This window comes from Enterococcus sp. AZ156 (assembly GCF_051714165.1).
GTDB lineage: Bacteria > Bacillota > Bacilli > Lactobacillales > Enterococcaceae > Enterococcus_B > Enterococcus_B pernyi.
This window is the reverse complement of record NZ_JBIORI010000001.1, coordinates 57,089-74,255: the sequence shown is the minus strand read 5'-3', so window position 1 is coordinate 74,255 and position 17,167 is coordinate 57,089. Positions and strand designations below refer to the sequence as shown.

Genomic DNA, 17,167 nt, shown 5'->3' with positions numbered 1-17,167 from the left:
TAAGTAGATAACTAAACGATAGCCCTGTTAAACAATTGTCCAACAAGGCTATAGAAATGGTATTTATTAGCTTTCAGGAGTTTCAGGAACTTCGATGTCACCTGAAATGATTTTTTCTTTTGCTTCATCTACTGCTTTTTTCGCTTCATCAGAAAGTTGGCCTTCAGTGATACCTACACCGTCTTCTTTCAAACCATAAACAGTGTGTTCGCCACCAGGGAAGTCACCCTCTGCTGATTGTTGTGCTAAATCTTTTACAACTGTTCCTACACCTTTAAGTGTTGATGTCAATGTGAAGTTTTTGTCTTCACCATTCAATGTGTAGTTTCCTTCGTCAGATTGGTCACGGTCAACACCGATTACCCAAACTTTTTTGTCGCCTGATTCATTTAATGATTTTGCTTCTTGGAAGACACCGTTACCTGTACCACCTGAAGCATGGAAAATGATGTCAGCGTTTTGTGCGTACATACCTTGTGCGATTGAACGTCCTTTATCTGGAGCTGAGAAATCACCTGCGTATTGGTTCAATACTTCGATGTCTTTATTCAACGCTTCAGCGCCTGCTTTAACTCCGGCATTGAAACCAGCTTCAAAACGGTCGATTACTTCCCCTTTAACGCCACCGATAAATCCAACCACATTTGTTTCAGTTGTGTAAGCTGCTGCAACTCCAGCAAGATAAGAAGCTTCGTTATCTTTGAATGTTGCTGAAACGACGTTGTCTTTTCCTTCGATCACATCATCAATGATTGCAAAGTTTGTTTCAGGGTTACTTGTTGCTTGTTCTTCGATTGCAGGTTTCAATTTAAAACCAATCCCAAAAATTGTCTTGAAGCCAGCGTTTAACGCTTGATCGATATTTGGAATATAATCTGATTCATTGGCAGATTGGAAATATTGGAAGCCATCGTTTCCACGTGACAAGCCTTCCTCTTTACCCCAATCTTCTAACCCTTCCCAAGCTGACTGGTTGAATGAACGGTCGTCGACGCCACCTGTATCTGTAATCAATGCTGCAGTTGCTGTTCCTGATGCACTGTTTCCACCGGTTGAATCAGTAGAATCTGAACCGCCGTTACCGCATGCGCTTAAAAGTAAGCCTGCTGATAGTGCGATAGCACCTAAACCAAATAATTTTGCTTTTTTCATTTCTGTAAAGCCCCCTAAAAGTAGTTGTTTTTTCAACAGTCAGCTGACTGAATTGAACATAATTTATAAATCTTTTTCTGAAAATGCGTAAGGTAATAACTCTCTTACGGTCATCGTTTTCGTCACACCATTGTCGCCAACCAACGTGACTGGCATCTCTGGCTCACAAAATTCTGCCATTACTTGGCGACAAGCACCACATGGAGAAATCGGCTCAGGTGTATGACCTGCAACGACTAGATGTGTAAAGTCCATTTTTTTTTCAGATACTGCTTTAAAAAACGCAGTACGTTCTGCGCAATTCGTTAAGCCAAATGACGCATTTTCGATATTCAATCCTTGATAGGTTTTCCCAGATGCTGTCACTAAACAAGCACCTACTGGAAATTTGGAATAAGGCACATACGCTTTATCCAAAGCGTCGATAGCGATATCGATCCATTCTTGTTTGATTTCTGACATCTTTTTCTCCTTAGAATATTAATAGCCTTCGCCAGTTGAACCGGACATGATTGATACACCAGCACTTGTACCGATTCGTGTTGCACCGGCTTCGATCATTGCCAGGGCTTCCGCTTCATTGTGGATACCTCCTGAAGCTTTGACGCCCATTTCTGGACCAACCGTTTCACGCATCAAGCGGATATCTTCCACTTTCGCGCCACCTGTTGAGAAACCAGTAGATGTTTTCACAAAATCAGCTCCTGCAGCTTTCGCTAATTCACAAGCTTTGATGATTTCCGCTTGTTCTAACAAGGCTGTTTCAATGATTACTTTAACTAACGCGCGATCTTTGGCAGCTTCGACTACGGCTTCGATATCTTTTTTCACGACATCGTCTTGTTCAGATTTCAAGGCACCGATATTGATGACCATATCCACTTCATCTGCGCCATTTTCGATCGCATTCTTTGTTTCAAATGCCTTTGTTTCGGCCGTATTTGCTCCTAATGGGAAACCAATAACGGTACAAACAGCGACTGGCTCACCTTGTAATTCCTCTTTCGCCAAGGCAACCCATGTTGGATTGATACATACTGAATAGAAATGATGTTTTTTTGCTTCCTCAATAATGCGCATCACATCTGCTTTTGTTGCATCTGCTTTTAGAATTGTGTGGTCGATCATTCGATTTAATTCCATGTCTCTTCTCCTTCTACTCTGTAATGATGTCATGAATCAGGATAGGCTTCTCCGCCGTATCACCGATTTCAATATTTTTATATAACAAGTCGATCACTGGCGAAATGTCTTCTTCATTACTATAGATCGTCAATAGCGATTCGCCAGCTTCTACTTTATCACCGATTTTCTTATTCAATCGTAAACCAACAGCATGATCAATCGAATCTTCTTTCGTTTTACGTCCTGCACCAAGCATCATTGCTGCGATCCCTAATTCGTTCGCAACGATTTTTGTCACGACACCTGTTGTCTTCGCTGGCAGTTCATAAATATAACGAGCAGTTAATAACCGCGCAGGTTCATCGACAACTGTTGGGTCGCCCCCTTGGTTCTGGATCATTTCTTTGAATTTAGCTAAAGCTTTCCCTGATTCAAGGGCTTCTTTTAGCATTTCGCGCGCTTCTTCGATCGATTCCGCTTTTTTGGCTAAAACGACCATTTGACTACCTAAAGCATAGCACATTTCAACTAAATCTTCCGGTCCGTTCCCTTGAAGTGTTTCAATGGCTTCAACGACTTCTAAGCTGTTGCCGATTGCTTCACCCAACGGTTCAGACATATCAGAGATCACTGCTACTGTTTGGCGACCGGCTAATTTGCCGATCCGTGTCATGGTCTTCGCCAAGCGTCTCGCGTCATCGATATTTTTCATGAAGGCACCGTCACCCGTCGTCACATCTAGCACGATCGCATCCGCTCCTGCGGCGATTTTCTTACTCATGATCGAACTAGCAATCAATGGGATCGAGTTGACCGTTGCCGTCACATCACGCAAGGCATACAATTTTTTATCTGCTGGAGCGAGATTGCCCGATTGGCCGATCACCGCTACTTTACTTTCGTTCACGGTGCGGATGAATTCTTCATCTGATAGTTCGATCCGAAATCCAGGAATAGCTTCTAACTTATCTAATGTGCCACCTGTGTAGCCAAGACCACGCCCTGACATTTTTGCCACAGTTGCACCTACACTTGCTACTAAAGGAGCTAAAATCAGGGTAGTTGTATCCCCCACGCCTCCGGTAGAATGCTTGTCGACTTTGATCCCATCTAAGGAACTTAAATCGATCACATCGCCAGAATGAGCGATTGCCAACGTTAGATCAGTGATTTCTTCATCGGTCATATCCTGATAGAAAATAGCCATCAATAATGCGCTGATTTGGTAATCAGGAATGTTATCATTTGTGTAGTTCGTGACAATGTACGAAATCTCTTCCTTTGATAATTGGTGTCCATCTCTCTTTTTTTCGATCAAATCGACCATCCGCATGCCGTAATCCTCCTCGTTCTTCATTCGGTATTATACAGGAATTTCGAAAAAGGTAAACCACTTTAGTAAACCGGTTTACTATTTCCCCGCAATGTATCTTACCAACTTTGTAAACACTTACATAAGCAATATAACGCCCTACTAGACCTTTGTCAATGTTTTTACGCTCTCACGAATAATTAATTTTGTTTCAAAGACTTTGTTCGGAACTTTTCTTTGTGGAAATTCAATCGTGTCAATCAAAAAGCGAGCTGCATAAAAACCGATATCGAAACTCGGTTGCTTGACCGTTGTCAACTTAGGGATCATATACTCAGACAATTTTAATCCATCAAAGCCGATGACCGAAATATCCTCTGGAATACGCTTGCCCATTTCATCGATTGCTTGGTAACAACCAATCGCCATGGCATCATTCCCACAAAATACCGCCGTTACATCTTTATGACGTAACAAGCGCTTACTTGCTTCGTACCCACCTTGGACAGTCAGGTCTCCTTCTTCTACAAACTTACCGTTGAACGCCAGTCCATGATCTTTTAGTGCATGACGATAACCATTGAATCGCTCTTCTAACTGATAATAGCCAGTTGTCTCTTTTAGCATACCAATTTTAGTATGACCATTTTTGATCAATAACGAGACAGCTTGATAAGCGCCTTCATATTCTTTCACGATCAAGCGACCGTTATCTCGACGATTCAACCCACGATCGATCAGGATGATCGGCATGTTGTTATAAAAACTACTATCAAGTGCATACTCTTGAGGCAACACATTCGGCGTCGCTAACAATAAACCATCTACGGATCGATGAGAAAGCTCCCTTAAATACTTCAGTTCATTGTCTTGACTATGTCTGGAGTTACAAAGAATGATGACATATCCTAAGGGGTTTAAATAACTTTCAACCCCTTCGATCACTTTAGAAAAGAAGAAATCCGTCACATCTGGCACGATCATGCCAATCGTTTTTGAGTGACGATTGATCACATTGGAAGCAAAATAATCTGGCTTGTAATGATGTTCATTTACGATCGACAACACTTTTTTTCGTGTCTTTTCACTAAAACGGCTGCCTTTATTATTTAAAATCTGTGACACAGTCGTCACTGAAACACCTGCCATCTCAGCAATATCTCGAATTGTCAGTTTCACTTTTGTTCCCCCTTTATATATGTAAATTCCCTAACAGTGTACCAAATGGTTTTCGAAATGGATAGAGGGAAAAAAGGCTTGGTCAAAAGTAAATGAGTATCATATAGAGATTCACTAGATAAATTTTATAACAATGTCTTATGTTTCGTGGTTCACTCTCATTTCCCCTCATCCTACTTTATTTACCCATCACCGATGACGATTCGTTTATTTGATGTAGTAACATCTATACTCTAAAAATCGACCGCCCCACCCTAGTGTATGTAAATTGCTCTGATTTTATAGACTTTTAAAAAAGCTCGACGTGCTTTTTCACTGTTATTTTAGATATGTAAAAGCATTAAATAATATGTTATTTTTCTATCTTGCATTCCTTATTTTTCACTTTATTTGTCCTGTCATTTTCCTTCCACATCCATTGAGCAACTTCTTGTACAAACAAAAAAAGTCAAAGAAATACTGCTTATTTCTTCGACTGTTTCGTTGCTTTTATTCAGTTGCTTTCAGTCTTCTTTCACACTTCGGATAATATAATAGCCTTTATCTTTGATCACGATTTCTGCGTTCCCAAATGTTTCTTGCATTTTCTTTTGTGCGCTAGGTGCCCCTTGTTTTTTCTGAATGACGATCGTTAAAGTACCGCCCGTACGTAAACGAGGATACGCACCTGTCAAGATTTCATGTACGACTTTTTTGCCTGCACGAATCGGCGGATTGCTGACAATTGCAGCGTAATCTGTTTCTGTCACCTCTTCATAAATGTTTGACTGGTAAATCGCTACATTTTTGATTCGATTTCGCTTCGCATTTCCTTGGGCTAAATCAACCGCTCTAGCATTAATGTCTACCATCTCCACGAAACGTTCACTCGCATAGGCAAGAGAAAGTCCGATTGGACCATAACCACAGCCAACATCCAAAATTTTGCCATCTGGTAGCTGTGCCCATTCAAAGGCATCGATCAATACACGTGAGCCATAATCAACTGTTTCACGTGAAAACACACCCGAGTCCGTCACGAACTGAAAAGTTTTCCCTCTTAGCTCAAATGACCATTCGTCAAACTCATGAGCAATCTCTGGGTGTTCGGAATAATAATGATTCGTCATAGTTTCCATCCTTCTTATCTGTTAGTTGTTCATAGTCTAACGTGTTCCATGAGAAGGTGCAAGCGAAACTGTATGTCTTCGATTGTCTTTTACAAAATCAAGCGAATTAATGCAATACAGAAGGAAAAATCACATCCCTTAACATTTCTCTATTTGTCCTTTTTCGGTATTTGCGTAATCTGTTTCGTGAAAGTAGGAACAGGGTACATCGAACGAGCATAACCCTTGATATTATCGCCTTTATGATGACAAATCGTGAGAGAATCATCCAATTAAACAAATGAGCATTATTGACTCTTACTTCCGCTGACCGATATGATGTGGATGAAAAAATAATCATATTAGGTGAGGTTACTCTGAAGAACATAGGTTATCGCTCGGAAATGTCGAGAGACAGTAACGAGTAAAGCAGGGATTGTCGAATTAAGGCTTTTCCAAGATAACTAGAACTTGTTTCTTACGTCTCAGAAAGCCAAAGCTCAATCAACGTGATTACAATTTCGCACCACAATTGCAAATTACACGTTCCAATGTTTATTTGAGTACGCCGACCTTTATGTATTAAGGAGGCTTTTTTAGGTTGTCAGCAAAAATCGCACCACCGAGAAAACGATGACCATCGCTTGACGTAAAAATGGCTGTCTTGGTATCCTATTGCTATTTTCAACTATTTCGATTTCCTTACTTGGTTGAGATTCGCTTCATCCACTACAACAAATCAATGACTGTCCTCCCAGCAAAAAACTTATTAATGACCAACTCACATCCAATCTCATAGTGATTTATTTCACAGAATATTAAGGATTGTTTAATCTCTATGTGTGCTTCACGATAACTATTGTTTTTTTAAGAGGCCCATGAGACATTTAAAAGGAGAATAAAATGATAAAGGAGGCATAGCTGTATGTCGATCGAAAAATTAGAATATTTCTATATGATTGCCCGTTTCAACAGCCTCTCGCAAGCTTCAAAAGAGCTACATGTTAGTATTTCTTCGTTAAGTAGTTCTTTAAAAAGTTTAGAACAAGAAATCGGGACAGATTTGTTTGAACGTCACGGGAAAAAGATCATATTGAGTACCCATGGAAAATCAATCCTTCCTTCCGTAGAATTGATTTTGGCGGAAGCGAAGAAATTGAATATCTCATTAAATGAATCAGTAGACTATCCTTCTTTGCGTGTCGGTACAAGCGATGCTTCGTTTATCTTTGAAGCAAACAAATATCCAATCCGGCATCAAAACTTTACGATCGACTACCGTTATATTCCTTCATTGGATCTGCTAAATAAACTAAGCCAGAAAAAAATCGACTTTGCCATTACTTCTGCTACCTTAGATCACCCCAAATTTATTCAAACAAGGTTAGCCACTTTGGAACTTAAAGTAGCAATCAGTAACTATTTTGTAAAACCAGATGGGATATTATCCGCGGAAGTACTAGAAGAGTTACCTTTTATCTTTTTACTCGACCATGTAGAACATCAAGTGATTACGAAAAAAGTAGTCAAGCAGCTGATCAATGAACCAAAATATGTCGTCTGTCCAGATAGTTTAGGGGCAGCGAAAATGATTACAGAAGGAAAAGGAATGCTATTAGCCAATACCTTTGTGCAAGAACTTTTAGCTATTGAACCTGTTTGTTTTGTCTCTCTACCAACATTTCCAACCATTCATTTTTATCTTTATAAAAACAGTGAATCAGAAAATTTTTACTTCTATCCAGAGGTTGAAAAAGAAATCCAAGCGATTTTTAATCAAACATGTCACACTACACAAATGATGGACTCTGCTGATACTGGCACCTATTACTGCCAAAACGATAAATACTGAAATCAAAATAAAACTAGTATTTCAATGTCGTAAATGAACACCGATAAGAGATCCCAGAGAGATTAATCTTCGAAAAGTAAGGCGGCATCCACTGAATTTGTTCTTCAAATTTTGGTGGGTGTCTATTTACTTCCCAAAATGTTACTTCTATTCCTGCCATTTCAGCTAACTTTGAGTTAAACTGTTACTTTTTTCTTACACAATCCTCTATTCTCCTCGCCTCTTTTCAGTTATCAAAAAAGAAAGAACGCCTATTCTTCCATCCTCTGAAATGAGAAAAAACCAATTAGTTTCTCGCCTAAGTGGTAGGGTTTGACACGCATTTATGTTAAAATAGGTCCATTGATGGGAGAATCCAGGAGGCTATGTATGAATGATCCAATGAATTATTACCGTGTGGCAAGAGAAGAGTGGCGCGAATTTTACCGAAATGGTCAAGCTCCATTGACACAAGATGAACTAGATAGTATAAAAAGTTTGAATGACCGTATTTCCATGCAAGATGTTCGCGACATTTATGTACCACTTGCGCACTTGATTTTTCTGCATATGAAAGAGTTTGAATCCCTCTCTCTGAGCAAAGGGTTATTCCTTCATAAATATACTCAAGTCCCACCTTTTATTATCGGGATTGCCGGAAGTGTCGCAGTTGGTAAAAGCACCACCGCGCGCTTATTGCAAATGATTTTGTCTCGGACATTCAAACGAAGAAATGTCCAGCTGATCACCACAGATGGTTTTTTATATCCGAATAAAGTCTTAAAAGAACGTGGTATTATGGACCGGAAAGGATTTCCGGAAAGCTATGACATGGAAAGGTTGATCGATTTTCTTAATCAAGTGAAATCCGGTCAAGAAACAACCAAAGTTCCCGTCTACTCTCACGATGTCTATGATATTATTCCCGATGAATATGAACTGATCCAACAACCGGACATTTTGATCGTCGAAGGAATCAACACGCTTCAACTACCAGCTAATCAACAGATTTACGTCAGTGACTTTTTTGATTTCTCTGTCTACGTTGATGCAGATTCTGAATTGATCGAAAAATGGTATTTGGATCGCTTTGGTGCGTTACTTGATACAGCTTTTCAACATCCACAAAACTATTACTACCAATTTGCCATTGGTAATCGTGAAGATGCATTTAAAATGGCAAGAGATGTATGGAAAAATGTGAATTTGAAGAATTTAAACGAATATATCTTGCCTACTCGTGGAAGAGCCGATATAATTCTCCATAAAACTGAAAATCATATTATCGATTCGATTTTCATGCGAAAATATTAGCATTTTAAAATAGTTCAACTATTTTGAGATAAATTTTAAAGGGATAGGGGTAATAAATGTGACGAACGTTGCCGATATGACAAACGTTGAAAAAATTATCGTACTAGATTACGGTAGTCAATATAATCAATTGATTACACGACGCATCCGTGATTTAGGTGTTTTTTCTGAATTATTGAGCCACCGTATTACAGCTGAAGAAGTGAAAGCCATGAATCCGAAAGGGATCATCCTTTCTGGAGGACCAAACAGTGTCTATGATGAGAATGCTTTTGGCATTGATTCTGAAATCTTCAATTTAGGCATTCCAGTGTTGGGTATTTGTTATGGTATGCAATTGATCACGTACAAACTTGGCGGTTCTGTTGAGCCTGCGAAAAACCGTGAATACGGCAAAGCATTGCTTGAAGTAACAGCCGATGATGCGGCACTATTCAGCCAAACACCGAAACAACAAACCGTTTGGATGAGCCATGGGGATCTAGTAACCAAAGTACCAGAAGGTTTTGAAACTGTTGCTACAAGTAGCGATTGCCCAATTGCATCGATCCAAGACAAAGAACATAACTTCTACGGTATCCAATTCCACGCAGAAGTCCGTCATTCAGAATATGGGATCGAATTATTACGTCATTTTGCTTTTGACATCTGTCACTGTGAAGGCAATTGGACAATGAACAATTTCATCGACATGCAGATCGAAAAAATCCGTGAACAAGTTGGCGATAAAAAAGTCTTACTTGGTTTATCTGGCGGAGTGGATTCAAGTGTCGTTGGTGTCCTTTTACAAAAAGCGATCGGTGATCAATTAACATCGATTTTCGTTGACCATGGTCTATTGCGTAAAGGCGAAGCGGATCAAGTCATGGAAAGCTTAGGCGGAAAATTCGGCTTGAACATCATCAAAGTAGATGCAAGAGAACGTTTCTTAAATAAACTTGCAGGTGTCTCTGATCCTGAAGAAAAACGTAAAATCATCGGTAACGAATTCGTATACTTATTTGACGACGAAGCAACAAAGCTTGCCGGCGAAGAAGGTGTGTCTTTCTTAGCACAAGGAACACTTTACACCGACGTAATCGAAAGTGGAACAGAAACTGCCCAAACGATCAAATCACACCACAACGTAGGTGGCTTGCCTGAGGACATGCAATTTGAATTGATCGAACCATTGAACACATTATTCAAAGACGAAGTCCGCGAACTAGGGACACAGCTTGGTATGCCTGACTCAATCGTTTGGCGCCAACCATTCCCTGGACCAGGTCTTGGTATCCGTGTCTTAGGTGAAATCACTGAAGAAAAATTGGAGATCGTCCGTGAATCAGATATGATCTTACGCGAAGAAATCGCCGCTGCCGGTCTTGACCGTGACATCTGGCAATACTTCACTGTTTTACCTGGTATCCGTTCTGTTGGTGTCATGGGCGACGGTCGTACGTATGACTACACAGTCGGTATCCGTGCGGTCACATCGATCGATGGTATGACAGCTGACTTTGCACGTATCCCATGGGATGTGCTACAAAAAATCTCTGTACGTATCGTCAATGAAGTCGCACACGTGAACCGTATCGTGTACGATATTACCTCTAAACCACCAGCAACTGTGGAGTGGGAATAATAACAAACAGCCAACAAACTCTTTTAAATCAGTGTTTGTCGGCTGTTTGTTTTTTCATTATCACACTTTTATCACAGTTAATCGTTATTTCATTTCTTACATCTTTGGCAAAACTCTTTTTGATAATTCAGTATTTATATGATTATCCAGAAGTACCTAAAGTAAATTGAATGTCTTTATAGTCCCAGTGATCCTCAATTAATACTTAAGACTAATGAGTAGTTAATGTACTAATAAATTTAGTGAGAAAAAATTTCACTACTTTTCTAAATGATAGTGCAGTGCATGTTCCAGAATTGTTCCCGTTTCACCCACGCTTGTAATGATTAATCCACAAAAAATATTGGTGTAATATTGTAAATAAGTTCAAACTTCCTTAAATCGCTTTTAAAACGTCTGGATAAGCTATGAGAACCTATCATTTTTAACCCTTGAAAATACTGTAACAAGTCAGCAACTCGTCCAGATTCTTCTGTTAAATGATTGAAAAGTAATTTATAAAAATTATAGTAAACTCCTGTATCTCCAAAAAATAAAAGACTATGACGAACATCACTTATCTTCTCTAAATATTTTTTAGCTAAATTTGATTCTTTGCGTTCGAGCATTAATAAAAAAGCATTGTTATACATACCAAGTAATATTGAATGAAAAATCTCAAAATCTTTATTTTTTTCTATTTTCCTTTCAATATCTGCTAACCGACCTTTTATATAAGTTGTTTCAAATACAAATAAAAGTGTACTAAAGGTTGCTATTTCAAATCTACCCCATTCATCAACAGCTTCCAAATAATTTTTTAGCTTCAATAAATATTTTTTATCAGAATTACTTAATTTTCTTTCGCTATCTACTAATTGGTACCACTCCACTGTCTTAACAACTAAATAATTCCTAATATCTACTATATCATTTGTATCTCTAGCTTTCTCTCGAAGTACTCGCAATGTACGTTGGAAATTTAGTTCATCTTTCCTAATATTCTTTACTAATTTCTTTAAGCTCCAATTCTTTTCTCTTACACTATCCTTGTCTAGGTAAAAAATAAACTCATCTAAATTTAAATTCATTTTTTCCAGTAATCCAATTAAAATAACAAACGGAATATTTGTTTTGCCATTTTCGTATTTCACATAAGTTTCTCTGGTTGTTATTTTATCGGATAAATATTTTTGAGAAAGACCTCTTTCTACACGAAGTTTTCTCAATAGCTCATAAACCTCCATACATCCTCTGTTATTTTATTTTTTTTGATGTGAAAATTTTGACCATAATTTAAATTCCTTTTTCTTTGCTACTATAATACCATATGTGAAGAATAAAATAATAAGGTGGTGAAAATATGTTTGATTTTTTAATGCAACTATTCAGAGAGTGGTTCATTGATGTTCAATAATCAATGAATTACCTTGTAAAACAGAAGAATTTGAACTGATGACTGATGGATTAATATATCGATAATTTTCAGGAAATTAAGAGCAACTCCAATGGTTATGTAAATTCAATTTGTAAGGAGAATATTTATATGAAAAAATTCAAGTTCCTAACATTATTACTGACAGTTATTACGTTAGCTTCTTTTATAGTACCTTCAATGACAAGTATTGCTAAAGCATCAGAAATCAAAAATACTAATGAATTATCTAAAACCAAAGAATCAATCATGCAAGAGATTAAAAAAATGGGAGTTGACTTAACCTCACTTACTGATGAACAGAATACATTAGTAGATAAAATGGTAGAAACCTCTCAAAATACTTTTGAAGTAAGCCAAATCGAAAAAGAAAATGTAACCAACTATTTTTCAAAAGATTTAGCGAACAATAAAGTACAGCTGCACATCGATAACACCTACCTAGACAAAGCAAAAATAGTTGTTGTACAAACGATAGATAAAATAACAAATGAAGAATATTATGTAATTACTCTCCCTGTTGCTAGTGAAGACTATAGTTTCATTAGTAATGTTACTGCAACTTATTCTTCAAATGGAGAATTGAAAGCACTTCAAGAAACTTTGATTACTAAGTCACAAAAAAATACATTTGAAATTCATTCTTATTCAAACAATAACTTGGTAAATCATGAAATTTTAGATGATACATTCGTTTCTAACGAACAAATCAAAAATGACATTCAAAATGTTACAAATGAAGTACTAGAAAATTCCAAAAAAAGAGGAGCTGTGCAGATAATCGCTTGTCTTGTTGTTGTTTTGGGTGTTAGTTATTATTTAGCAGGAGTTATTCTTGCAGCTTGTAGCGCTTTATGTATTGCCACTTTAGGCACTGCTTGTGCAGCTTGTATCGGTGGATTTTGTGCATTTGCTGGTGTATCGTTGACAACAATCGGCGGTTGTTTCAAACTCTAAATATATGAGCAAAAGAAGAAAGAGTTTCATTATAAGTGTTTTTATTATTGTAATATCGTTAATATCTGTATTTTCTTATCGAAGTTTTGCTAGTTTATCAGATGTATTGCCACTAATTACATCCGAAGAATTACAGAACAAGCTGAATATGCACGAGGATATTATGGTTTACATCGGACGCCCCACTTGTCCAGATTGTCACGAATTTGAACCGGTACTCAGAAATGTTCTTAATGATGCTTCTGAAAAAATATTCTATTATAATACTGATGAAGCTAGGAAAATTGATTCAAAGAAATTAGATGACATTGCTGAAAACTTATCTATTGATGCAGTGCCCACTCTTATAAAAATTTCTGACGGAGAAGTTATTTACAAAAAAAGCGGGAAACAAACGAAAGCGTCAATATTGGAATTTCTTCATTTCGGAGATAACGGAAAGGAGCATGAAAGTGGATAATATTGTTTTTTTCGTTGTTATTTCAATTGTTATCTTGATGTTAATTTCTTGTATTGTCCAAATTCAAACTTTAATTTTGCAGAATAGAAAAGACTTTGACGATGTACTTCACAAATTAAATGAAATGCGTGACGAATTAAATAAGCTTAAGAATTGATATAGCCCCAGAGTGTGACATACGTTCATTAGTTACACTCTCTCCCCAAACAAGGAACACTCGAAAATCATGTGATTTTTCGAGTGCTCCTTGTTTTTCTTTTCATTTTGGGTAGATAAGGCACTGCTTTTTTTCAATTTCATCATGTTGATTGCTATAATGAGCAAGCCTAACTGTTGTATGCCGGGGAAGTTCTTCCTCCAAATAGCGGTAATTGCTTTCTGAACCATGGTCTGCATTGGCGACCAGATAATGTGGTGCCTTTTGTGCGATCTTCATTTTTTTAATCAACATTTGTCGGCTCTTTGTCTTTTCATTATCACACTTTTATCACAGCTACTCCTTTTATTTCTTAAATTGGTTCTTAACATCTTTTACTAAACTTTCTTTTGGCATCTCAGTCTTTATATAATTATTTAAAGATTCCGCAACTGTAAAATTCGTATTGGGATATAAATGCCCGTAAGTTCCTAAAGTAGTTTGAATGTCTTCATGACCCAAACGATCTTTTACCAAAAGAGCATTCATACCCATACTAATAAGGAGAGATTCATGAGAGTGTCTTAAACTATGTATTCGTATACTGTGTACTTTTGCAATGTCAGCATGTCTTCTTATAGTATGCCGAATCGTATGTTTTTGTGTTGGAACGCTATTATATGACAATACGAATGTAATTCCACCTTGTTCATCTTGCCGTTGTTTCCTTTCATGTAAATATTTAATTGTTACATCATCTAAAGCAATCACTCGTTTACTAGCTTTAGTTTTAAGCTCAACAAATTCATAAGTAATACTATTTTCATAGTGGAGTGGGAATAGAATAATCAAAATAACTGTGAATCCTTTGTTAATGAAGGGATTCACAGTTTTTTGTTTTGTAACTAATGGAATACGAAACAGGCTCTTTGTCAATAAAAGTTGGAATGAATACCAAAAAGACTGAGAGGTATCTAGGCTCTCAGTCTGTAATCATATTTAAATTTTCTCACTAAGCATCCCAATCACTTCAACGACCTACTTTTTACATAAAAGGTGAATCTATACGTATCAGTACCACATTTATCTCTTCTAATACTTTGTCGACTTTGACCAAAACCGTGTACGAAACCGAACCTGTCACGTCATGGTGATGGGAGAGTAATTTCTCTCTTTCGATTTCCCATTCATTCGGAACCACCATTGATAGCTAGACAAGACAGACGAAACAGCACGCACACTCTACCTACTCCCATTGGTTGATGTGAAAGTGTCGTTTCGTCTTTTTGGTTGTCTCAAATCAAACGACTCTTCTAGTGTTCAACGAGGATGGAACAGCCTAGTGGATGCTCCGTCCATCCTTGTACTTTCCGATTTCTAAGCACGACTTGAACATGTGATAACCCTTCTATCTTGACCTGATAGCTATCATCTTCAGGGGTAACAGTGATCGTACCAACTGGAACCCCCCGTTGATCTACCACTTGTTGCGTCACTGTGTCAGTCAGCTCAAAGACATGTACGGTCAAGTCTTTCGTGTAGTCATATGCAGCGGTCGTATCCACGGAACCTTCAATAATCAATGAATTAGGACGGACCATGAGGGGTAAGTGGAAGTAATCATAGGTCTGTGTGTGCCATTGTTGTCCTTCATATACATGATTATCTAAATAATTCGTCCAACGTCCCTCTGGTAAATAAAAAGTGACCTTTCCTTGCTCATTGAAAATCGGTGCAATCAACAACCGTTCACCGAACATATACTGTTTATCGATCGTATGCGTCGTATAGTCTTCTGGAAATTCCAGCATCACCGGGCGCATCATCGGGATACCTGTTTGCGCTGTTTCTACCGCTTGCTCATAGATATAAGGCATCAAGCGGTTTTTTAATTTAGAAAATCGTTGACTGACCAATACAGCTTCTTCCCCAAAGTTCCATGGCACTCGATACTCAATGTTGCCGTGGTAGCGACTATGAGTAGATAGTAATCCGAATTGTGTCCAACGTTTATAAATATCCGCTGTCGCATTCTCTTCAAATCCACCAATGTCATGGCTCCAGAAGCCAAAGCCGGATAACACAAATGAGAGTCCACCCCTTAATGATTCTGCCATGGACGGGTATTCCGATAAGTTGTCCCCACCCCAATGAACTGGGAATTTTTGTGAACCAACCGAAGCAGAACGAGCAAATACGACCGCTTCATCTGGGCGTAATTCTGCTAATAATTCAAAGACGACTTCGTTATAAAGATACGCATAATAGTTGTGCATTTTTTGCGGATCAGACCCATCGTGATAATTCACATCCGTAGGTATACGTTCACCAAAATCCGTCTTGAAGGAATCGACACCGATTTCTATGAGTTCCTTCAGCCTTTCTTTGTACCAATGACGCGCTTCTGGATTTGTAAAGTCAATGATTCCTTGACCCGCTTGCCAAAGATCCCATTGCCAAACTTCGCCATGTTTATCTTTGATGAAATAGCCTTTCTCTTTACACTCTTGAAAGGCCGCCGCTTTTTGTCCGATATACGGGTTGATCCATACGCAGACCTTCAAGCCCTTCTGATGGATTTTTTCAATCAGTTGTTGCGGATCTGGAAACAGCTCGCGATTCCATTCAAAACCGCACCACTCGAATTCTTTCATCCAAAAACAATCAAAATGAAAGACATCAAACGGAATCTCTCGTGTCTGCATTTCTTCAATAAATCCCATGACTGTTTCTTCACGATAGTCCGTCGTAAAGGAAGTTGATAACCACAAACCAAACGACCATGCAGGTGGCAATGCGGGTTTACCCGTTAAATCAGTGTATTTTCTTAAGACCGTTTTCATATCGGGTCCATAGATGACATAGTATTCCAATCGTTCACCTACTACACTAAATTGTGTGCGTGAAACATTCTCCGAACCAACTTCAAATGAGACATTTTCAGGATGATTGACAAAGACACCATACCCTTGGTTCGTTAAATAAAATGGGATATTTTTATACGCTTGTTCACTACCAGTACCGCCATCTTGATTCCAACAGTCAATGATTTGCCCATTTTTGATGAATGGGGTGAATCGTTCACCTAAGCCATAGACATATTCATACGGATCTAATGACAACTGTTCCCGCATATAATGGATACCGTCACTACTTTGAATCGTGGCTTGTGCTTTTGGCATAGAAGACGTCAAAAGCTTCCCTTCCGCGAGAAAATCAATTTGGAATGTGGCGTTTTTCGGCACTCGTGCGACTAATTTTCCTGATTGAAACGTATAAAATTCTTCATTTTCTATATCGATCATGACAGAAGATGACTGTCTGTTTAGTTGAAAATGAGGGCCGATTTGTGCTTTGTCATGATGCACCAGTTGTACTTTGATAATATCTTCTCTTGGTGATTCAAAAGACAAGGTCGTCATCCCTAGGTTCAAGGTATCTCCTCTTGTCTGGATCGGTTTATAAGGCAAGAAAAGAGTTAAGTTATCCTCCTTCACTTGAGCTTTATAGACATGATTCGGGTGTTCAAGATGAAATCCTTCTTTTGCCAACCAATAGCCGTTTGTAAACTTCAT

16 protein-coding genes, 1 pseudogene and 1 riboswitch are annotated in these 17,167 nt (G+C 38.2%); of the genes and pseudogenes, 7 read left to right on the top strand and 10 right to left on the bottom strand.

The window, feature by feature from the left end; genetic code table 11:
* Positions 1-66: 66 nt before the first annotated feature.
* From IGJ95_RS00335 to IGJ95_RS00310, 6 genes are all read right to left on the bottom strand, one after another.
* Positions 67-1,152, bottom strand: coding sequence for a BMP family lipoprotein (locus tag IGJ95_RS00335; protein WP_010734487.1), 1,086 nt, complete (start codon positions 1,150-1,152; stop codon positions 67-69).
* Positions 1,153-1,215: 63 nt separating this feature from the next.
* Entirely contained in the window at positions 1,216-1,614 is a 399-nt protein-coding gene (locus IGJ95_RS00330; protein ID WP_010734488.1) for a cytidine deaminase, read from the bottom strand.
* 18 nt (positions 1,615-1,632) lie between these two features.
* Entirely contained in the window at positions 1,633-2,295 is a 663-nt protein-coding gene (gene deoC / locus IGJ95_RS00325) for a deoxyribose-phosphate aldolase (RefSeq protein ID WP_023518895.1), read from the bottom strand.
* 13 nt (positions 2,296-2,308) lie between these two features.
* Positions 2,309-3,610, bottom strand: a complete 1,302-nt coding sequence (locus tag IGJ95_RS00320; protein ID WP_010734490.1) for a pyrimidine-nucleoside phosphorylase — start codon at positions 3,608-3,610, stop codon at positions 2,309-2,311.
* 141 nt (positions 3,611-3,751) lie between these two features.
* Positions 3,752-4,768 (bottom strand): LacI family DNA-binding transcriptional regulator, encoded by a 1,017-nt coding sequence (locus IGJ95_RS00315; protein WP_010734491.1) that lies wholly within the window; start codon positions 4,766-4,768, stop codon positions 3,752-3,754.
* Positions 4,769-5,271: 503 nt separating this feature from the next.
* A complete protein-coding gene (locus IGJ95_RS00310; RefSeq protein WP_023518893.1) occupies positions 5,272-5,877 on the bottom strand; it encodes a class I SAM-dependent methyltransferase in 606 nt (201 codons plus the stop codon).
* Positions 5,878-6,207: 330 nt separating this feature from the next.
* Positions 6,208-6,375, top strand: a riboswitch (M-box (ykoK) riboswitch).
* A 406-nt stretch (positions 6,376-6,781) separates the two neighbouring features.
* Here IGJ95_RS00310 and IGJ95_RS00305 point away from each other — a divergent pair.
* From IGJ95_RS00305 to guaA, 3 genes are all read left to right on the top strand, one after another.
* Positions 6,782-7,708, top strand: a complete 927-nt coding sequence (locus IGJ95_RS00305; RefSeq protein ID WP_438761222.1) for a LysR family transcriptional regulator — start codon at positions 6,782-6,784, stop codon at positions 7,706-7,708.
* A gap of 369 nt (positions 7,709-8,077) precedes the next feature.
* Positions 8,078-9,001 carry a type I pantothenate kinase gene (coaA, locus tag IGJ95_RS00300; protein ID WP_019723173.1) on the top strand — a complete coding sequence of 308 codons (924 nt, stop codon included), beginning with the start codon at positions 8,078-8,080 and terminating at the stop codon, positions 8,999-9,001.
* Between the two features lie 58 nt (positions 9,002-9,059).
* Complete coding sequence (gene guaA / locus IGJ95_RS00295; RefSeq protein WP_438761220.1) at positions 9,060-10,625, top strand: glutamine-hydrolyzing GMP synthase; 1,566 nt, start codon at positions 9,060-9,062, stop codon at positions 10,623-10,625.
* A gap of 326 nt (positions 10,626-10,951) precedes the next feature.
* Here the strand turns inward: guaA and IGJ95_RS00290 are convergent, their stop codons facing one another.
* Positions 10,952-11,833, bottom strand: coding sequence for a helix-turn-helix domain-containing protein (locus tag IGJ95_RS00290; protein WP_438761218.1), 882 nt, complete (start codon positions 11,831-11,833; stop codon positions 10,952-10,954).
* 317 nt (positions 11,834-12,150) lie between these two features.
* Between IGJ95_RS00290 and IGJ95_RS00285 the strand changes: the two genes are divergently transcribed.
* The 3 genes from IGJ95_RS00285 to IGJ95_RS00275 are packed head-to-tail and all read left to right on the top strand — an operon-like array spanning position 12,151 to position 13,613.
* Entirely contained in the window at positions 12,151-12,996 is an 846-nt protein-coding gene (locus tag IGJ95_RS00285; protein ID WP_244063149.1) for a hypothetical protein, read from the top strand.
* A 4-nt stretch (positions 12,997-13,000) separates the two neighbouring features.
* Entirely contained in the window at positions 13,001-13,456 is a 456-nt protein-coding gene (locus IGJ95_RS00280) for a thioredoxin family protein (RefSeq protein ID WP_153829990.1), read from the top strand.
* Positions 13,449-13,613, top strand: a complete 165-nt coding sequence (locus IGJ95_RS00275) for a hypothetical protein (protein WP_023518887.1) — start codon at positions 13,449-13,451, stop codon at positions 13,611-13,613. Before IGJ95_RS00280 ends, IGJ95_RS00275 begins: the two co-directional genes overlap by 8 nt.
* 102 nt (positions 13,614-13,715) lie before the next feature.
* Here IGJ95_RS00275 and IGJ95_RS00270 read toward each other — a convergent pair whose 3' ends face one another.
* Together IGJ95_RS00270 and IGJ95_RS00265 are read right to left on the bottom strand one after the other, a co-directional pair.
* Positions 13,716-13,907 carry a hypothetical protein gene (locus IGJ95_RS00270; protein WP_153829991.1) on the bottom strand — a complete coding sequence of 64 codons (192 nt, stop codon included), beginning with the start codon at positions 13,905-13,907 and terminating at the stop codon, positions 13,716-13,718.
* A gap of 51 nt (positions 13,908-13,958) precedes the next feature.
* A complete protein-coding gene (locus tag IGJ95_RS00265) occupies positions 13,959-14,444 on the bottom strand; it encodes a tyrosine-type recombinase/integrase (protein ID WP_438761215.1) in 486 nt (161 codons plus the stop codon).
* A 244-nt stretch (positions 14,445-14,688) separates the two neighbouring features.
* On the opposite strand from IGJ95_RS00265, the pseudogene IGJ95_RS00260 reads away from it, so the two are divergent.
* Positions 14,689-14,757: pseudogene (locus tag IGJ95_RS00260) on the top strand (YjbQ family protein); the annotation flags it as partial.
* A gap of 148 nt (positions 14,758-14,905) precedes the next feature.
* On the opposite strand, the gene yicI reads toward IGJ95_RS00260, so the two are convergent.
* Complete coding sequence (gene yicI / locus IGJ95_RS00255; RefSeq protein WP_153829993.1) at positions 14,906-17,167, bottom strand: alpha-xylosidase; 2,262 nt, start codon at positions 17,165-17,167, stop codon at positions 14,906-14,908.